The organism is Telluria sp. ZT3P39 (assembly GCF_059685935.1).
Genome location: NZ_JCASIH010000009.1, coordinates 50,896 through 69,044 on the forward strand (window position 1 = coordinate 50,896; position 18,149 = coordinate 69,044).

20 protein-coding genes are annotated in these 18,149 nt (G+C 66.6%); 7 read left to right on the plus strand and 13 right to left on the minus strand.

From position 1 onward, the window contains the following. Nucleotides 1–3 precede the first annotated feature (3 nt). Nucleotides 4–438 (minus strand): hypothetical protein, encoded by a 435-nt coding sequence (locus tag AC56LR_RS11180; RefSeq protein ID WP_497130336.1) that lies wholly within the window; start codon nt 436–438, stop codon nt 4–6. Continuing rightward, nucleotides 435–632: a hypothetical protein gene (locus AC56LR_RS11185; RefSeq protein WP_497130338.1), complete on the minus strand. Its 198-nt coding sequence runs from the start codon at nt 630–632 to the stop codon at nt 435–437. Before AC56LR_RS11185 ends, AC56LR_RS11180 begins: the two co-directional genes overlap by 4 nt. Between AC56LR_RS11185 and AC56LR_RS11190 the strand changes: the two genes are divergently transcribed. Together AC56LR_RS11190 and gluQRS are read left to right on the plus strand one after the other, a co-directional pair. Further along, nucleotides 631–1,113 carry a nuclear transport factor 2 family protein gene (locus AC56LR_RS11190; protein ID WP_497130340.1) on the plus strand — a complete coding sequence of 161 codons (483 nt, stop codon included), beginning with the start codon at nt 631–633 and terminating at the stop codon, nt 1,111–1,113. The two genes, AC56LR_RS11185 and AC56LR_RS11190, sit on opposite strands and share 2 nt — an antisense overlap. 74 nt (nt 1,114–1,187) lie before the next feature. Then, complete coding sequence (gene gluQRS, locus AC56LR_RS11195; protein ID WP_497130342.1) at nt 1,188–2,087, plus strand: tRNA glutamyl-Q(34) synthetase GluQRS; 900 nt, start codon at nt 1,188–1,190, stop codon at nt 2,085–2,087. Here the strand turns inward: gluQRS and AC56LR_RS11200 are convergent. The 6 genes from AC56LR_RS11200 to AC56LR_RS11225 form a co-directional block, all read right to left on the minus strand. After that, nucleotides 2,080–2,679: a CHRD domain-containing protein gene (locus AC56LR_RS11200; RefSeq protein ID WP_497130343.1), complete on the minus strand. Its 600-nt coding sequence runs from the start codon at nt 2,677–2,679 to the stop codon at nt 2,080–2,082. The genes gluQRS and AC56LR_RS11200 overlap by 8 nt on opposite strands. Before the next feature lie 296 nt (nt 2,680–2,975). Next, on the minus strand, nt 2,976–3,128 hold the full coding sequence (locus AC56LR_RS11205; protein ID WP_497130495.1) for an oxidoreductase-like domain-containing protein: 153 nt from the start codon (nt 3,126–3,128) through the stop codon (nt 2,976–2,978). Between the two features lie 27 nt (nt 3,129–3,155). Next, entirely contained in the window at nt 3,156–3,536 is a 381-nt protein-coding gene (locus tag AC56LR_RS11210; RefSeq protein ID WP_497130345.1) for a BlaI/MecI/CopY family transcriptional regulator, read from the minus strand. A 62-nt stretch (nt 3,537–3,598) separates the two neighbouring features. Further along, entirely contained in the window at nt 3,599–4,012 is a 414-nt protein-coding gene (locus tag AC56LR_RS11215) for a hypothetical protein (RefSeq protein WP_497130347.1), read from the minus strand. Between the two features lie 86 nt (nt 4,013–4,098). Next, nucleotides 4,099–4,761, minus strand: coding sequence for a response regulator (locus AC56LR_RS11220; protein WP_497130349.1), 663 nt, complete (start codon nt 4,759–4,761; stop codon nt 4,099–4,101). Further along, nucleotides 4,758–6,365, minus strand: coding sequence for an ATP-binding protein (locus AC56LR_RS11225; RefSeq protein WP_497130351.1), 1,608 nt, complete (start codon nt 6,363–6,365; stop codon nt 4,758–4,760). Before AC56LR_RS11225 ends, AC56LR_RS11220 begins: the two co-directional genes overlap by 4 nt. Before the next feature lie 278 nt (nt 6,366–6,643). Between AC56LR_RS11225 and AC56LR_RS11230 the strand changes: the two genes are divergently transcribed. Beyond that, the gene (locus AC56LR_RS11230; RefSeq protein ID WP_497130353.1) at nt 6,644–7,021 is read left to right on the plus strand and encodes a KGG domain-containing protein; all 378 of its coding nucleotides are present in this window, start codon (nt 6,644–6,646) and stop codon (nt 7,019–7,021) included. Between the two features lie 283 nt (nt 7,022–7,304). On the opposite strand, the gene AC56LR_RS11235 is transcribed toward AC56LR_RS11230, so the two are convergent. From AC56LR_RS11235 to AC56LR_RS11255, 5 genes are read right to left on the minus strand one after another with little or no spacing between them, the layout of a single operon-like run. After that, nucleotides 7,305–8,654: a sulfite reductase subunit alpha gene (locus AC56LR_RS11235; RefSeq protein ID WP_497130496.1), complete on the minus strand. Its 1,350-nt coding sequence runs from the start codon at nt 8,652–8,654 to the stop codon at nt 7,305–7,307. Further along, complete coding sequence (locus AC56LR_RS11240) at nt 8,654–9,658, minus strand: FAD:protein FMN transferase (protein WP_497130355.1); 1,005 nt, start codon at nt 9,656–9,658, stop codon at nt 8,654–8,656. The genes AC56LR_RS11235 and AC56LR_RS11240 overlap by 1 nt, the downstream gene beginning before the upstream one ends. 7 nt (nt 9,659–9,665) lie before the next feature. Further along, complete coding sequence (locus AC56LR_RS11245; protein WP_497130356.1) at nt 9,666–10,481, minus strand: DUF4198 domain-containing protein; 816 nt, start codon at nt 10,479–10,481, stop codon at nt 9,666–9,668. An 18-nt stretch (nt 10,482–10,499) separates the two neighbouring features. Further along, complete coding sequence (locus tag AC56LR_RS11250; protein WP_497130358.1) at nt 10,500–11,003, minus strand: DUF2271 domain-containing protein; 504 nt, start codon at nt 11,001–11,003, stop codon at nt 10,500–10,502. 47 nt (nt 11,004–11,050) lie between these two features. Next, complete coding sequence (locus AC56LR_RS11255; RefSeq protein ID WP_497130497.1) at nt 11,051–11,722, minus strand: PepSY-associated TM helix domain-containing protein; 672 nt, start codon at nt 11,720–11,722, stop codon at nt 11,051–11,053. A gap of 277 nt (nt 11,723–11,999) precedes the next feature. On the opposite strand from AC56LR_RS11255, the gene AC56LR_RS11260 reads away from it, so the two are divergent. From AC56LR_RS11260 to lpdA, 4 genes are all read left to right on the plus strand, one after another. Continuing rightward, nucleotides 12,000–14,855, plus strand: a complete 2,856-nt coding sequence (locus AC56LR_RS11260) for a 2-oxoglutarate dehydrogenase E1 component (RefSeq protein ID WP_497130360.1) — start codon at nt 12,000–12,002, stop codon at nt 14,853–14,855. A gap of 70 nt (nt 14,856–14,925) precedes the next feature. Then, nucleotides 14,926–16,182, plus strand: a complete 1,257-nt coding sequence (gene odhB, locus AC56LR_RS11265) for a 2-oxoglutarate dehydrogenase complex dihydrolipoyllysine-residue succinyltransferase (RefSeq protein WP_497130362.1) — start codon at nt 14,926–14,928, stop codon at nt 16,180–16,182. 63 nt (nt 16,183–16,245) lie between these two features. Continuing rightward, nucleotides 16,246–16,587, plus strand: a complete 342-nt coding sequence (locus AC56LR_RS11270) for a PspC domain-containing protein (protein WP_497130364.1) — start codon at nt 16,246–16,248, stop codon at nt 16,585–16,587. 54 nt (nt 16,588–16,641) lie between these two features. After that, entirely contained in the window at nt 16,642–18,072 is a 1,431-nt protein-coding gene (lpdA, locus tag AC56LR_RS11275; RefSeq protein WP_497130365.1) for a dihydrolipoyl dehydrogenase, read from the plus strand. Nucleotides 18,073–18,149: the final 77 nt, after the last annotated feature.

Sequence of the window (18,149 nt, forward strand, 5' to 3'; positions counted from 1 at the left end):
CCATCAGCCATGGTGGGAGTCGATCTGGCGGCGTGCGTGCCGCCATATCTCGAAAAAGCGGTCGCCGCTGAGGGCGGGGGCATGGGCCTGCGCCGCGATGCGTTTGAGCAGCTCGACGTCCTGGCGGTCGAGCACCGCAAGCGGATGGGCCCAGCGCGGGCGGCCCGCTGCGCGGCCGAGCAGGCAGCGCGGCAGGATGATCAAGGTGAAGCCCGGCATCAGGAGCGGGACCAGGAAGCCCCACCACGGTCCCCAGGCCAGCCCCAGCACGATGGCCAGCGCGAACGAGGCCGCGAGCGTGGCGCCATACACCTGCCACCCGTTGCGCTCGAGCCAGTCGGGCGGGTATTTGCACGCGAGCCGGCGTGCCACGTCCTCCAGCTCCAGGAAATCCTGGACCGACAGGCGATTCAAGCGCGGGTGCACAGGCTTGTTCATTGCGGGATGTCCAAAGCGTGCAAGGCCAGGGCAGCGAGGCAGGCCGGCAGCAGTCGTTTCATCGGGAAGGAGGAAAGTGGCAACCTTGGCAAATGTACCGCAGTTGCATTATCGTTAGCGGGTATCGACACTTTGTTACCGCTGCGCGCGCATTTCATGCGGCGCGCATGCGCCAACCCCTTGAAAGCGACCATGAAACGACTCCTTGCCGCCGTTGTCCTGTTCCTCGGCTTGACCGGCCTTGCCCAAGCCGAGACCGACGCCGCCCTCACCAAACAGGTCAACGCCTTCGTCGATGAATGGCATGGGGATGCCGCCAGTGCGCGCTTGGCCTTTTTCGACAAGATGGCAGAGGATGGCGTCTACATCGGCACCGACCGCTCCGAACTGTGGCGCCGCGACGAGTTCAAGACCTGGGCCAGGAAGTATTTCGACCGCAAGTCCGCATGGAGCTTCAAGGCCACGCGCCGCAACGTGTACGCCTCGGCCGACAAGTCGCTGATCTGGTTCGACGAACTGCTCGACACGCCGAACATGGGCCCATGCATGGCAAGCGGTGTGATCCGCAAGACGGCCAAGGGCTTCGAGATCGTGCATTACCAGCTGTCGATGGCGGTCCCGAACGAGGTGGCGGGCCAGGTCACCAAGCTGATTGGCGAGCACGCAAAGAAGTAAGCCGTAGGGTGGGCGGCAAAGCCGCCCACCCTACGTGATAAGGTAGCCACCTCCTGCAACAACAAATCAAGCACGTGAACCCACCCTATATCGGCCGGTTCGCGCCGTCGCCGACCGGCCCGCTGCATGCGGGGTCGCTGGTTGCGGCGCTGGCCAGCTATCTCGATGCCCGTGCCCACCAGGGCACCTGGCTGGTGCGCATCGAAGACATCGATGAAGGCCGCAGCGTGCCCGGCGCGGCCGAAGGCATCCTGGCGCTGCTCGACTCGCTCGGCATGCATGCGGACGGCGAGATCGTCTGGCAGAGCCGCCGCAAGCACCTCTACCAGGCGGCCGCCGACCGCATCGCCGAACATACCTACCCCTGCGGCTGCAACCGGCGCGAGATTGCCGATTCGCGCCTTGGCCTGGCCCCGGACGGCGCGGCGATCTATCCCGGCACCTGCCGCTATGGATTGTCCGACGGCCGCAGCATGCGCAGCCTGCGCCTGCGCGTGCCGGACCCGGGCTATGACTTGGTCAGCTTCACCGACCGCTTTGCCGGCGAAATCACCCAGCGACTGCATGGGGAGTCGGGCGACTTCGTCCTGAAACGCGCCGATGGTTTCTGGGCTTACCAGCTGGCGGTGGTGGTGGACGATGCGCTGCAAGGCGTGACGGACGTGGTGCGCGGTGCGGACCTGCTAGACTCGACGCCGCGCCAGGTCTTCCTGCAGCGCGTGCTCGGCGTGCCGACGCCGCGCTACCTGCACGTGCCGGTGGTGCGTAACGAACTGGGTGAGAAGCTGTCGAAGCAGACCGGCGCGCTGGCGGTGGCGCCGGGCGACGAAGCGGCGGCGGTGGCCGCGCTGATGCAGGCGGCCGGCTTCCTCGGTGTGCAGATAGAAAAGGCGGTATCGCTCGACGCCTTCTGGCGTGCGGCGATACCAGCCTGGAGCCGGTTGCTGGCGTCCCGGGGCGCTGCGCTTACCTGAACATGGCCGGACGGCGGCGCGACAGGACCGCCAGGCCTGCCAGCCCCGCTCCCAGCATGCCCCAGGTTGCAGGTTCCGGAATCGCCGCCACCGCCGTATTGACCAGGAAGCCGCGAATCTCGCCCCCCGGGTAGAGCGAAGTGTGGATGTTCAGGTAGACCTGGTTGCCCGTCAGCGCATCGAGCATCGCCGCGCTGGCGCCGGCCGCCGTGCCCCCGAATGCCGCGAGGAAGGTGGGGTTGTAGATGGCGGCGTCGGTCAGGTCGAAGGTCTGGGTATAGGTGCCGGCCGTCGCCCCGAGCGGGAAGCCGAACAGCGGGATGGCAACGCCTGCCGCACCGGTCAGCGAATCGGTGGTGCAGCAATGCAGATGGGCGGCGGCTGTCGGCGAGACCAGGTCGCTGAAGGGAATGTCCGCGGTGAGGATATTCCCGTCGATTTCGAACGTCGCGATGCTGTACCCGGGTGAGGCGATCGGCGTCACCTCACCGGGACCGCTGGCCACGGCCCGGTAGACGTCCTGGGCCTGGCTTGCCGGCGCCACCGTCAAGGCGGACACTGTCAGCGCGAGGGCCGAGATTACTTTTTTCATGGCATACCTCCTGGATAGGAAAGAAACCAAAACGGCGCATCCGACCGGACCCGCCGCAGAAAAAAGTAGCACAAGCAATCGTAGCGAGCTACACCTTACGGGAAGTAAAGAGATACCCGACAAACATGTGCAGCGGAAGTGTCAGCGCGCTATTGTTGGTTGCGCATGATGGTGATTTCGCCGTTCCCACCAGGGAAGATCCATCTCAAACATATCCCCTCCAGGCCATGACCGATGAGTTCATTGTAATCAAAACGGCAAGGTCTTGATCTCAGGCGTGCGCGGCAATCGGTGGGTCAGGGGGCAGGCGGGACTGGCGCCGGATGCGCGGCCTCCCATGCCGCCAGCTCGCGCTCGTAGCGTTCGAGCGCCTCGTCGTAGAGGTCGAACACGCAGGGCGTACAGCCGCTGCGGCAGCAATCCTCCGGTTCGGGCTGCACCGGCGGCATGGGGCGGGCAAAGGGCGCTGGCACGGCTCAGTCCTTGCGGTTGAGGATCTGCTGGATCTCTTCGCGTTCTTTCTTGCTGACGTGGCCGCGCAGGGCTGCCAGCACCAGTTCCTTGCCCGAGCCCGAGAAGGCCTTGTGGATCAGGTCCTTGATGAGGCTGGCCTGGTGCCGGTCCTGCGGCTGGGCCGGCGCATACACGTGCGCGCGGGCGCTTTCGTCGCGGCTGAGCAAGCCCTTGGCATGCATCACCTGCAGCAGGCGCAGCACGTTGGCATAGGCCATGTCGGGACGCAGCTCGACCGCCGCCTCGTGTACCTGGCGGGCGGTCGCCGGGCCGAGCTGCCACAGCAGGCGCAGCATTTCCAGTTCGGACGGGGTGGGCTTGGCGGGAACGTCTTGGGTGCTCATGGTTCTAGAATAAATGATCTAGACCGCCAAGTCGAGCCGTTCCCGCCCCGGACGGCGCCGTGTCAGTGGTCGACCCGGTATTCGCGCATCCGGAACACGGCCTTGCCGTTGTCGCGCCCGCACACCCCGGTCATCGTGGCGCCCTTGCTCACTTCGTAGCTCAGGCGCGCGCCCACGGCCTTGCCGGCGCAGGCCGCGTGGGCTCCCGCCGGTATCGCCGGCAAGGGCGGGGGCGCCGGTGGTGCGGGCGGCGCCGGCGGCACGGGAATCGCGCCCAGCGCCATTGGGGCTGTCGGCGCCAGGGCCGAAGGCGGGGCTGGCGGGGCCGGTGGAGCAGGCGGTGCAGGAGGCGGAGGACATTTGTTCTTGTCGGCCGCATCGCAGGTGTAATGGACGTGCAGGCCGGGATGGGCCAGGGCGGCGCCGGAGCCCAGCAGGACGAGTGCGGCGGCCAGTGCCATCGTTGTTGTTTTCATGGTGATCTCCTCTTGGCTGCGGCCCGCCTGGTTTGGCAGGCCATGGATGCATCCTGCCTGCCAATTGTGGAGAAATCGTGGAGCGGCTAGATGTCGCAACGGTAGCCCAGGCCGTAGATCGAGCGGATGGCATCGAGCCCCGGCGCGGCGGCCTCGATCTTGCGGCGCAGATTCTTGACGTGGCTGTCGATGGCGCGGTCGGTGGCCTCCAGGCTGTCGGCGCGCGCCGCGTCCAGCAGCTGGGCGCGCGAGAAGACCTGGCCGGGACGGCGCGCCAGCGCGGCAAGGATGGCGAATTCGCTCGGCGTCAGGTCGAGCAGGTGGCCATGCACCTTGACGCGTTGCGCGGCCTCGTCGATCGCCAGGATCCGGGCCGGCGAGCCGTTCCCGGTGCGGCGCAGGATGGCCTTGATGCGGGCCATCAGCTCGCGCGGGCTGAAGGGCTTGCACAGGTAGTCGTCGGCGCCGGCCTCCAGGCCCAGCAGGCGGTCGATCTCTTCCACGCGCGCCGTCACCATGATGACCGGCAGCTCGCTGAAGGCGCGCAGCTCGCGGCACAGCGACAGGCCGTCGAGCCCGGGCAGCATCAGGTCGAGCACCACCAGCGCCGGCGGCGCGGCGCGTATCGCGGCCAGCGCCTCCAGGCCGTTGCCGAAAACAACGGGCGTGTAGCCGGCGGCGCGCGCATAGTCGGCGACCACGGCGGCGAGTTCCGGCTCGTCCTCGACGATCATCAGGCTCGTGTTCATGCGCCTGCTCTTTCCAGCGGCAGCGAGACCGTCACGCGCAGGCCGCCCAGCGGAGAGTGGGAAAAATCGAGCGCGCCGCCCTGGGCCTCCAGAATGCGGCGGCACAGCGCGAGGCCGAGACCGGCGCCGCCGTGCGCGCGGCTGCGCGAAGCGTCGACGCGGTAGAAGCGCTCGCCCAGGCGCGCCAGCGCCTCGTCGGGCACGCCCGGCGCGCTGTCGTCGATCACCAGGTGCATCTGCTTGATGTCGGCATGGGCGTGCAGCGCGATGCGCCCGCCGGCTGCGGTGTAGCGCAGGCTGTTCTCGAACAGGTTGTCGAGCACCTGGTGCAGGCGGTCGGCGTCGGCCAGCACCAGCGCCGCAGGCGGCGCGCTGCCGGTCTCCAGCACCAGCCCGGCGGCCTGCAGGCGCGCGGCGAAGGCCTGCGCGTGCGTGGTGGCGAGCCGCCACAGGTCGAGCGGCGCCGGCTTGCAGTCCAGGGCCCCGACGTCGGCACGCGCGAGCGCATACAGTTCGTCGATCAGCTTGTTCAGGGAGAGCACCTGGCGCAGCATGGCGCCGATCGTCTCCGGGGTGGCGCTGCGTACGCCGTCCTGCAGCGCTTCGAGCTGGGCGCGCAGCACGGCCAGCGGGGTGCGCAGCTCGTGCGAGGTGTCGGCCACCCACTGGCGGCGCGCGCTTTCCGCGCTGCCCAGCTGCTGCGCCAGCGCATTGAAGTGGCGCGCCAGGTCGCCCAGTTCGTCGCTGCGTGTGTCGGGCAGCCGCACGTCATAGCGCCCGCCCGCCAGCGCGCTGGCGCCCTCGGCCAGGCGTCCGATCGGCTGGCGGAAGTGCCGTGCCAGCAGGGTGGCGGCGAGGGCGCTCAGCGCCACCGCCGCCGCCACGATCAGCCACAGGCTGCTGCGCAGCTGTTCCAGGAAAGCCAGCGCCATCGCGTCGCTCGGCCGGTGGCTGCGCGCCACGCCCAGGAAGCCGATGGCGCGGCCATCGAGCTCGATCGCGCGCCGCGCCAGCGGCAGGGCGCCCGGCGGGCGGCCGGCGAGATAGCGGCCGTCCAGGTCGAGCAGCGTGGCGCGCTGGTGCAGGTCGTAGGTGACGCCGTCCGCGCGTGGCGCGTCGGGCGCTGCCGCGCGCACCGCTTCGATATGCGGCGGCGGCAGCGGCAGTGCCGGGGGCGCGGGCGGGGCCGGTGGCGCCGGTGGCGCGATGCGGGCGGCTGCTGCCGGGGGCGCCGGCGCGACCTCGGGCGAAGGCGGCGAAGGCGGCGACTCCGGTGAGGGCGGCGATTCCGGCGAAGGCGGCGACGGCGGTTCCGGAACTGCGCGGGCGCGGCGCTGTCTTTCATCCTGCAGGCGCGCGAGTTCGGCGGCGATCCAGCCGCGCCGCGCGTCGCCATCAGGCAAGAATGCCCAGCCGCCCGCGGACCGGTAGCGCGCCGAGAGGGTGCTGGAGAGTTCGTCGAGACGGTCGAGCTCGATGCCGACGGCGTAGTCGCCAAAGCCGGCCAGCACGTTCTGGCGCAGCAGGAAAACGGCGCTGGCGGCCACCGCGAGGATGGCCAGCAGGACGGAGAGAAAGAGGCGGTGGCCGATGGAAAGTTTCACAAGGTCGCGTCAGCGTCGGACTACAGTGCTCAGGATAATTTGTTCTCGATTATATGGAACAGGCTCGCCCGTATTCTAAGGCAAGGCGCGGCAGCAAAATATTTTTGGAATAGTGCCTTTAGTTTGACAGACGGGAAGCCAGGTCGAGCAAGGCATTCTCCTACAAGCTTACTGCCGTCTTTGGGTGGCCGCACGCGGTTGAGGCGACTACGATGTTCCTGACTCGGCCAGTTCTTGGCGGGCTACTGAACTACCGAACAACATGCATAGGAGGCAACATGGCAGCGAACAATCAAGGCGGCAACAAAGGCGGCAACCAGGGCGCTAGCAAGCAGAGCGACACCAGCAACCGCGGCTTTGCATCGATGGACCCGCAACGCCAGCGCGAAATTGCCAGCGAAGGCGGCCGTGCGGCCCACGCATCCGGCAATGCCCACGAATTCACGTCGGAAGAGGCACGCCGTGCCGGCTCGATGAGCCACAAGAATGACGGCAACAACCAAAGCGGCAGCGGTGGGAGCCAGCAGAGCGGCCGCGGCGGCAATAACCAGAGCAGCGGCGGCGGTGGCAACCAGGCCAGCCGCGGCGTGCAGGGCGGCACGCCCGAGCAGCACGCGCGCGCCGGGGCACAGAGCCACAAGAACGACAAGCGCTGATCCGGTCGATTGACACCGGCTGCAGGCCGAGCGTTTCACGTACGCAGGACGCGTAGTGGAACCTTAACCAGGGCGGCTGGGTGAGGGGCCGGTGGTGTGCACGCAGGTGCCGCCGCTGGCTTTTTTTATGTCGGGCCGGCCTTGCGTTTGTAGGGTGGGCGGGTTCTCCCGCCCGCGCGTTCAAATTACGGTGGCGTTGACGCGACAATGGAGCTTGGGCGTTGCAGGAAACGTCAAACGCCGGCAGTCCGAAAAATCATACGTTGGTTCACCCTACGGATGATTAGTAGACGTCGCGGCGATAACGACCTTCGCTAGTGAGCGCATCGAGCGCCTCCGTACCCAGCACCTCCACCAGCGCCTCGTGCACGCCCCCGGCCATGCCCTGCAAACTCCCGCACACATAGATCGCCGCACCGCGGCTTATCCAGCCGCGCAATTCGTCCGCCTGTTCCCGCAGCAGATGCTGCACATACCTTGCCGTCGCCTGGTCGCGCGAGAACGCGAGATCGAGCCGCGCCAGGGCGCTTGACGCCAGCCAGCCCTGCAGCTCTTCGCGGCACAGAAAATCGTGCGCGGCATTGCGTTCGCCGAACAGCAGCCAGTTGTCGCCGCGGCCGCAATCGATGCGCGCCTTGAGCAGGGCGCGCAGGCCGGCCAGGCCGCTGCCGTTGCCGATGGCGATGAGGGGTCGCGCCGCGTTGCCGTTCAGGCGGAAGCGCTGGTGGGCGCGGATGCGCAGGCGGATCACGTCGCCCGCTGCCGCGCCCTCGCACAGCCAGCCGGATGCCGCGCCCAGGCTGCCGTCGTCGCGGACCTGCAACCGCACCAGCAAGGTCAGCTGCTCCTCGGACGGCAGCGAGGCGATCGAGTATTCGCGCGGATGGTCCGGGTCGAGCGGCACGCTCACCTGGGCCAGGTCGCCGGCCTCCCAAGCGGGCAGGGCGCCGTCGACGGCGACCAGCGCGATCCGGTAGAGCGGGGCGCCGGCGCTGCCGGGATTGGCCAGCAGGCGGCTGGCGATGCGCCAGTCGCCATAGGCCGGCGCTTCCCAATCGGGGGCGTCGCTGGTGCCGGCCAGGCGCCCGACCTGGTGCTGCCATTCGGCGAGCGCCGCGGCGTCGCCACGGTCGACATCGATGCGCTCGAACAGGGGCGTGGCGCCGCGCGCCGCGAGCCAGCCGTCGAGGGCGCGGCCGAAGCCGCAGTAATTGGTATAGGTGCTGTCGCCCAATGCCAGCACCGCGTAGTGCAGGTGCGCGAGCGGCGGGGCGCCGGCCATCGTGATGCTGGAAAAGCGCGCGCCGCTGTCGGGGGCGTCGCCTTCGCCATAGGTGCTGGCGATGAACAGGATGCGTGAGCTGGAAGACAGCGCCGCGGCGTCGAGATCGGACAGGCACACCGCGCGCGCCGACAGGCCGCCGGTGGCCAGCAGGGCCGCGGTGCGATCGGCCAGGTATTCGGCGCTGCCGGTCTGGCTGGCGTACGCCACCAGCCAGTCGGCGCTGCCGGCGCGGGCCATGCGGCGGCGGCTGATCCCGGCGTCGCGGGCGCGCCAGATCGCCAGGCACATGCCGAGGTAAGCGGCGAACAGGGCCAGCGCACTGCCCCAGCGTACGGGGTCGATCGTCATCATTGCAGCAGTTCGCGCCAGGCGCTTGACGTGGCTTCCAGCAGGGCGCCGTCGCGGCGCAGCAGATAGCGCGCCGCGATGCCGCGTGCGTCGGCAAAGGCGATGCCGGCGTCACGACCCATCACGCCCAGGGCGGTGGACAGCGCATCGGCCGCCATGCAGGTGTTGGCCACCACCGTGCACGAGGCGACCGCGTTGTCGATCGGCTGGCCTGTGCGCGGATCGAGCGTGTGCGAGGCGCGCCGTGGGCCGTACTGGTAATAGCTGCGGTAGTCGCCCGAGGTGGCGATCGCCAGGCCGTGCAGCGCGACGATCGGCTGCATCGCGGCGGCGGCATCGGGCACGCCTTCGATCTCGATCCACCACGGATCGCCCCCCGGCTTGACGCCGGCACCGCGCAATTCGCCGCCCACTTCCACCAGGTAGTGCTTGACGCCGTGGCGCGCCAGACAGAGCCCGAGGCGGTCCACCGCATAGCCTTTGGCAACCGAGGAAAGATCGAGGAGCGCGCCGCCCGGCTGCAGCAGGCGCCGGCCGGCGCGGTCGAGCTGTGGCGTGCTGCCGGCGCGCGCCGCGAGCGCCGCCGTGACGGATTCAGGCGAAGGCGCATGAAAGCCGGCCTGGTCGTAGCGGCCCCTGGGACCGAAGCCCCACAGGTTGACGAGCGTGCCGGCGGCCGGATCGTAGGCGCCGCCGGTGTCGTCATGCACCTGCAGCGCGAAATCGATCACCTCGAAAAACTGCGGCGGCAGCGCGTGCCAGCTGCCGCCAGGGGCCCGGTTGTAGCGCGCGAGCAGGGAGTCTTCGGCCCAATGGCTCATCTGCGCGACGATCTCGTCGAGCTCCCGGCGCAGCGCCGCGTTCAGGTCGGCCGTGACCCCGTTCGGCACGATCATCTGCGCCGACCAGTCCGTGCCCATCGCCTGGCCCGCCGCACGGCGCAGCCTGCTGCCCAGGGGCGGCAGGACCAGTTCGATATCGAGCGGAACCAGGACGTCGCGCATGCGGGCTTTACTCCGGCAGCACTTCGAGCGTGGCCGAGTAGGCGTAGCGGCGCGAACCCGGCTCGCCCGGTCCCTTGGCCTGCTCGACCGGGAACCTGGCGCTGAGCCAGTAGCGGTTCGGCTCGGGCAGCTTGAAGCTGGCTTCGCCCCTGGCATCGGTGACGACGCGGATCTCGCCGATGGTGCCGCGGAACTTGACGCCGCCCGGCACCAGCGAGAACGGGAAGTTTGGCAGCGGCTTGCCATCGAGCTGGAAGCGGAACTTGGCCGTCTCGCCGGCACGCAGGTCGTTCGGATTGGTGACCGGGACCAGTTCCAGGCCTTCGCCGCTCGGCTTGAGCGCGCCATTGGACAGCTTGTTGGCGGAGACGAAGGTTTCCAGGCGGGCGTGGGTGGTCGATTTTTCCACTTCGACGGCCCCGGCCGGGATTTCCTTGGCCACGCTCGCCTCCGTACCGCGGAAGCGCTTGACTTCGCCGTTGAGCTTGTAGCTGCCCATTACCTGGCGGTTGACCATGGCGATGCGATAGGTGCCGTCCTTCGGCAGGCGCAGGTCGACCGTGGAGCGGACCTTGCCCAGCACGGCGCCGGTGAGGGGGCTGGTGGCGCCGTCCGGATCGGTCACGGTGACGTTTTCCATGCGCAGCGGGACGTGGTCGAACTCGAACAGGCCTTCCGAGATGGCGCCGTCGAGCGTGACCCAGGCTTCTTCCTTCTCCACGAAGGTGGTGGAAGGCAGGATCCAGCCGCGGTGGGCGCTGGCGGCGAGCGAGACGCCGGCCAGGGCGAGGGCGAGGACGGTCTTCTTGACGAGGTGGTGCATCGTGGTCTCCGGAAGCTGTTATTGAATTGCGATGGCAACTGTGCCGAGTTCTTCCTTGCCCGCGGCGTTCGCCGCCAGCTTGCCCTTGGCCGGGAGCGTGAAGGGCACGCGCACGACTTCGCGGCCACCCGCTTCGCGCGCCGCTTCCACGACCAGCTTGTATTCGCCGGCCGGCAGTTTGCTCGTTGCGCCGGCGAAGTTCATCGTGTGGCTGCCCGCGGCCTTGGTGGCCCCGCTGACGCCGTTCATCGGCAGCTGGACGTCGCGCCCGGCTTTCCTCCACCAGGTGCGCAGGTCCTTGACCCATTTCTCGCCGCCCTTGTCCTTCTTCTTGACGTCGTACAGCACCGCCAGGTTCGAGGCGACGCCGCCGTCGGCCTTTTCGATCCAGATCGCGACATAGGGCTTGTGGTACTCGGCCACGTTCAGCTGCGGCAGTTCGAACTTCACGGACAGGTCGGCAGCGACGGCCCAGCCGGATGCGAGTGGCAGGCTCAGTGCGAGCGAGTGGGACAGTTTCATTAGTTCGCCTTATATATGAGGGGGTAACTAGAAGCCAAGCAAATAAATCAATGCACGAACAGCAGCGCCAGCACCGCCGGCAGCACGATCCCGAGCCCAATCACCGGCCAGGTCGCGGGCCGGTTGGCCGCATGGTATTTCATGATCAGAAAGCCGGTGATGCAGAACACCACGCAGGCAAGCGCGAAGATGTCGATGAACCAGCTCCACACGGTGCCGGTATTGCGGCCCTTGTGCATGTCGTTGAGCCAGGAGATCCAGCCGCGGTCGGTCCGTTCGTATTCGGCCGCACCGTCGGCGGCGATGCGCAGCCAGGCGTCGCCGCCCGGGCGGGGCAGGGCGATATAGGCGTCTTCCTCGCTCCACTCGGCGCGCTTGCCGCGCACGTCGACCGGGAAGGCGCCGCCCACCCAGTCGGCCAGCTCGCTCGGCAGCGGCACTTCGGCATCGGCGTGTCCGGCAGCATAAGCTTCCAATTGGACGCGCAGCGGCTCCGGCAGCTCGGCTTTCAGCCGGGTCACGACCGGCCTGGACTCGATCTGGGCCGCGTGGTTCAGGGTGAAACCGGTAAAGCTGAACAGCAGCATGGCCATCAGGCAGATGGCCGAGCTGATCCAGTGCCATTGATGCAACTGTTTAAGGAAGACGGCGCGCCGTGCGCCCGGCAGGGCAGAGGCGGGCGCGGCAGATGCAGGAGGCGAAGTTCCGGTTGAGCTCATCATTAAATGATAACGATTATCATTTACTGGGTCAACCACAGGGTGTGTTCTTTACATACGGAAACAAATTAATTCTGGGCGCATGGTCTGCCTTGCCTGTGAGCTTGCGTTACAATAACGTGCGCTAATTGGCAGTAGAGTGTCCGATTGCCCATAGAAATACGTCCTTCCCCACAACTTGAGTAGTAGTGCGATCCGCTAACCGGTCAGGCCGTGTCGCGGAAGGTTACCTGAACCCGCCCAATAATTCGCGAAGCGCGAAGAAAGGTGAGCAAGAATGATGCAGCAACAGAATGCGAACTCGTACCTGTTCGGCGGTAATGCGCCGTATGTGGAAGAGTTATACGAAGCGTACCTGAACAATCCAGGCTCGGTCCCGGAGAACTGGCGCGCCTATTTCGACCAGATGCAGAACGTGCCGGCCGTCGACGGCTCGAACCGTTCCGACGTGGTCCACTCGTCCGTGGTCGCCTCGTTCGCCGAGCGCGCCAAGCAGGGCCCGATCCGCACCGTGGTCGCCTCGACCGACGCTGAACTCGGCCGCAAGCGCGTCGCCGTCACCCAGCTGATCGCCGCCTACCGCTACCTCGGCTCGCGCTGGGCCAACCTGGATCCGCTGCAGCGCCAGGAACGTCCGCCACTGCCGGAACTCGACCCGAGCTTCTACGGCTTCACCGAAGCGGACCTCGACACCGTCTTCAACATCAGCAATACCTACTTCGGCAAGGAAACCGCGCCCCTGCGCGACATCCTGAACATGCTGCGTGATACTTACTGCCGCTCGATCGGCGCCGAGTTCATGTATATCAGCGACCCGACCGAAAAGCGCTGGCTGCAGGAACGCCTGGAGAGCACCCGTTCGACCCCAAGCTTCAACGCCGAGAAAAAGAAGCACATCCTCGAGCGCCTGACCGCGGCCGAAGGCCTGGAACGCTACCTCCACACCAAGTATGTCGGCGCCAAGCGCTTCTCGCTGGAAGGCGGCGAATCCTTCATCGCCTCGATGGACGAAGTGATCCAGCGCGCCGGTGAAAAGGGCGTGCAGGAGATCGTCATCGGCATGGCCCACCGCGGCCGCCTGAACGTGCTGGTCAACACCCTGGGCAAGTCGCCGGCCGACCTGTTCGAAGAATTCGAAGGCAAGCACGCCGACGACCTGCCGTCGGGCGACGTCAAATACCACCAGGGCTTCTCGAGCGATATCTCGACCCCGGGCGGCCCGGTCCACCTGTCGCTGGCCTTCAACCCATCGCACCTGGAAATCGTGAACCCGGTCGTCGAGGGTTCGGTCAAGGCGCGCATGGAACGCCGCGGCGACCGCAAGGGCAAGGAAGTGCTGCCGATCCTGGTGCACGGCGACGCAGCATTCGCCGGCCAGGGCGTGGTCATGGAAACCCTGAACCTGGCCCAGACCCGCGGCTACGGCACCGGCGGCACCGTCCACATCGTCATCAACAACCAGATCGGCTTCACCACCTCGGACCCGCGCGATGCGCGCTCCACGCTGTACTGCTCGGACGTCGTCAAGATGATCGAAGCACCGGTGCTGCACGTGAACGCCGACGATCCGGAAGCGGTCGTGCTGGCCTCGCAGATCGCGATGGACTACCGCACCGAATTCGGCAAGGACGTCGTCGTCGACATCGTCTGCTACCGCAAGCTGGGCCACAACGAGCAGGACACGCCTGCGCTGACCCAGCCGCTGATGTACAAGAAGATCGCCAAGCACCCGGGCACCCGCAAGCTGTACGCGGAGAAGCTGACTGCGCAGGGCACCATCGCCCTTGATGCTGGCGACCAGCTGGTCGCCCAGTTCCGCGATGCGATGGACGCTGGCAAGCACACGGTCGATCCGGTGCTGACCAACTTCAAGAACAAGTACGCCGTCGACTGGGCGCCTTTCCTGAACAAGAAGTGGACCGACGCGGCCGATACCGCCGTGCCGATGACGGAACTCAAGCGCCTGGCCGAGCGCATCACCAGGGTGCCGGAAGACTTCAAGCCGCACTCGCTGGTCGATAAAGTGCTGAACGACCGCGCCAACATGGGCAAGGGCGAAGTCAACCTCGACTGGGGCATGGGCGAGCACCTCGCGTTCGCTTCGCTGCTGTCGTCGGGCTATGCGATCCGCCTGTCGGGCCAGGACGCCGGCCGCGGTACGTTCGTGCACCGTCACGCCGTGCTGCACGACCAGAACCGCGAGCGCTGGGACCAGGGCATCTACCTGCCGCTGGCCAACGTCTCGGACAACCAGGCCAACTTCACCGTGATCGACTCGGTGCTGTCGGAAGAAGCGGTGCTGGCATTCGAATACGGCTTCTCGACCGCCGAACCGAATACCCTCACCATCTGGGAAGCCCAGTTCGGCGACTTCGTCAACGGCGCGCAAGTGGTCATCGACCAGTTCATCGCCTCTGGCGAAGTGAAATGGGGCCGCGCCTCCGGTCTGGTCATGATGCTCCCGCACGGCTACGAAGGCCAGGGTCCGGAGCACTCGTCGGCCCGTATCGAGCGCTTCCTGCAGCTGTGCGCCGACAACAACATGCAAGTGGTGCAGCCGACCACCGCCGCCCAGATCTTCCACCTGCTGCGCCGCCAGATGGTGCGCCAGTTCCGCAAGCCGCTGGTGATCTTCACGCCGAAGTCGCTGCTGCGTAACAAGGACGCCGGCTCGCCGCTGACCGACCTGGCCAAGGGCGGTTTCCAGACCGTAATCGGCGAAGTGGACGAGAAGATCGATGCGTCGAAGGTCAAGCGCGTGCTGGTCTGCTCGGGCAAGGTTTACTATGACCTGGTCAACACCCGCAAGACCCGTGGCACGCTCGATACCGCCATCGTGCGCATGGAGCAGATGTATCCGTTCCCGCACAAGTCGTTCGCCGCCGAGATGAAGAAATTCCCCAACGCGCTTGAGGTGGTATGGGTGCAGGACGAGCCGCAGAACCAGGGTCCGTGGTTCCAGATCCAGCACAACATCTTCGAAAGCCTGGAAGATGGCCAGCGCCTGGCCTACGCCGGCCGCCCGGCATCGGCGTCCCCTGCCGTCGGCTATGCCGACAAGCACGTGGCGCAGCAGAAGGAACTGCTCGATACCGCGTTCTCCAAGCTCAAGGGTTTCATCCTGACCAAGTAAAGCACCCACTGCCCCGGACCTCGGTTCGGGGCTTTTGCACAGAATAAATACACATCGGAGTTAATACAAAATGGCACAAATCGAAGTCAAGGTCCCCGTCCTGTCGGAGTCGGTTGCAGAAGCGACCCTGCTGTCCTGGCACAAGAAAGTCGGCGAGCCGGTCGCGCGCGACGAAAACATGATCGACATCGAAACCGACAAGGTGGTCCTTGAACTGCCGGCGCCGGGCGCGGGCGTGATCGTGCAACTGCTCAAGGCCGACGGCGCCACCGTCGTCGCCGGCGAAGTCATCGCCATCATCGACACCGAAGCCTCGGCCCAGACCAGCCCGCTGGAAGTGAAGCCCATCCCGTCGGCCGCCCCGAACGCACCGATCGAAGCTGCTCCAGCTGCCGCCACCACCGGAGGCTCGATGGCCGGCGTCGCGATGCCTGCCGCCGCCAAGATCCTGGCCGACAACAACATGACTGCTGCCGGCATGGACGGCTCGGGCCGTGACGGCCGCGTGACCAAGGGCGACGCCCTGGCCGCAGTTGCGAACAAGCCTGCTGCTGCAGCTGCACCGGCGCCAGCCGCCGCTAAACCGGCGCTGCAGCAAGTCGCCGCACCAGTGGCCAACCTGGGCGACCGTCCGGAAGAGCGCGTGCCGATGAGCCGCCTGCGCGCCCGTATCGCCGAGCGCCTGCTGCAGTCGCAGTCGACCAACGCCATCCTGACCACCTTCAACGAAGTGAACATGGCCCCGGTCATGGACCTGCGCGCGAAGTACAAGGACAAGTTCGAGAAAGAACACGGCGTCAAGCTGGGCTTCATGTCCTTCTTCGTCAAGGCAGCGGTTGCCGCACTGAAGAAATACCCGATCGTGAACGCCTCGGTCGACGGCAACGACATCGTCTACCACGGCTATTTCGACATCGGTATCGCGGTCGGTTCGCCACGCGGCCTGGTGGTGCCGATCCTGCGCAACGCCGACCAGATGTCGATCGCCGAGATCGAAAAGAAGATCGGTGAATTCGGCCAGAAAGCCAAGGAAGGCAAGCTGACCCTGGAAGACCTGACCGGCGGTACCTTCTCGATCTCGAACGGCGGCACCTTCGGTTCGATGCTGTCGACCCCGATCATCAACCCGCCGCAGTCGGCCATCCTGGGCGTGCACGCGACCAAGGACCGCGCCGTCGTCGAGAACGGCCAGATCGTCATCCGCCCGATGAACTACCTGGCGATGTCGTACGACCACCGCATCATCGACGGCCGCGAAGCCGTGCTGGCCCTGGTCGCCATGAAGGACGCGCTGGAAGATCCGGCCCGCCTGCTGCTCGACCTGTAATTCACAACCCGCGGGGCGCGCCGCTTGGGAGCGCCGTGCAGGCACGTTTGGAAGGAGTAAGGCATGAACCTGTCGGACGAAATCAAGCGGCTGCACGAGCTGCACCAGGCCGGCGCGCTGAGCGACGCCGAATTCGAACAAGCCAAGACGCGGGTGCTGTCGTCCGCCAACCTAGCCGGTCCGGGTGTGAACCTGAGCAAGGGCGACGGCACCCTCAGCGGTGAGCTGAGCACCCTGCGCCGTTCGCGCACCGACCGCTGGCTGGGTGGCGTGTGCGGCGGTCTGGCCCAGGTCTCGGGAGTCGATTCCTGGGTCTGGCGCCTGGTGTTCGCGCTGTTCACCCTGACCTTCGGGTTCGGTATCGCGATTTACCTGCTGTTGTGGATTTTTGTTCCCGAAGAATAAAACGGTGCGATGCGGCCGCCTGGCCGTGGCTCGACCAATCAAGGAATTAACAACATGAGTGACAAACAATTTGACGTCGTCGTGATCGGCGGCGGTCCTGGCGGTTACATCGCCGCCATCCGTGCAGCGCAGCTGGGCTTCAAGGTCGCCTGCGTCGACGAGTGGAGCAATGCCGCAGGCAAGCCGGCCCCGGGCGGCACCTGCACCAACGTCGGCTGTATTCCGTCGAAGGCGCTGCTGCAGTCGTCGGAGCACTTCGAGCACGCCGGCCACGCCTTCGCCGACCACGGCATCAAGGTCTCGGGCCTCGAGCTCGACCTGGGCACCATGCTCAAGCGCAAAGACACCATCGTCAAGCAGAACAACGACGGCATCCTGTTCCTGTTCAAGAAGAACAAGGTCAGCTTCTTCCACGGCCGCGGCGCCTTCGCCGGCAAGGCGGAAGGTGGCTACACCATCAACGTGACCGGCCCGACCACAGAGACCCTGAGCGCGAAAAACGTCGTCATCGCGACCGGCTCGAACGCACGCCAGCTGCCTGGCGCCGAGTTCGACGAGAAGCTGATCCTGTCGAACGCCGGTGCATTGGCCATCGAAGCCGTGCCATCGAAACTGGGCGTGATCGGCGCCGGCGTCATCGGCCTGGAAATGGGTTCGGTGTGGCGCCGTGTCGGCGCCGACGTCACCGTACTCGAAGGCCTGCCGACCTTCCTCGGTGCGGTCGACGAGCAGATCGCCAAGGAAGCGCACAAGCTGTTCACCAAGCAGGGCCTGACAATCAACCTGGGCTGCAAGATCGGTGCGATCACCAAGGGCGCCAACGACGTCACCGTCGAATACGCCGACAGCACCGGCGCGGCGCAGAAAGCCACCTTCGACCGCCTGATCATCTCGATCGGCCGCGTGCCGAACACCATTGGCCTGAATGGCGAAGCGGTCGGCCTGCAGCTCGACGAGCGCGGCTTCGTGGTGGTCGATGACGAATGCCGCACCAGCCTGCCGGGCGTGTGGGCAGTCGGCGACGTCGTGCGCGGCCCGATGCTGGCGCACAAGGCCGAAGAAGAAGGCGTTGCGGTTGCCGAGCGTATCGCCGGCCAGCATGGCCACGTCAACTTCAACACGATTCCGTGGGTGATCTACACCTCGCCGGAAATCGCGTGGGTCGGCAAGACCGAGCAGCAGCTGAAAGCCGAAGGCGTATCCTACAAGGCCGGCACCTTCCCGTTCATGGCCAACGGCCGTGCGCGCGCGCTGGGCGACACCTCGGGCATGGTGAAATTCCTGGCCGATGCCGTCACCGATGAAATCCTGGGCGTGCACATCGTCGGCCCGGTCGCATCGGAGCTGATCTCGGAAGCCGTGGTCGCGATGGAATTCAAGGCCTCGTCGGAAGACATCGCCCGCATCTGCCACGCGCACCCGTCGCTGTCGGAAGCAGTGAAGGAAGCCGCGCTGGCGGTGGACAAGCGTTCGCTGAATTTCTAAGGTTTATCCGTAGGGTGGGCGGCTCTGCCGCCCGCGCGTTCAACGTAACGATGCACGCCACGGAGCGGGCCGGGATA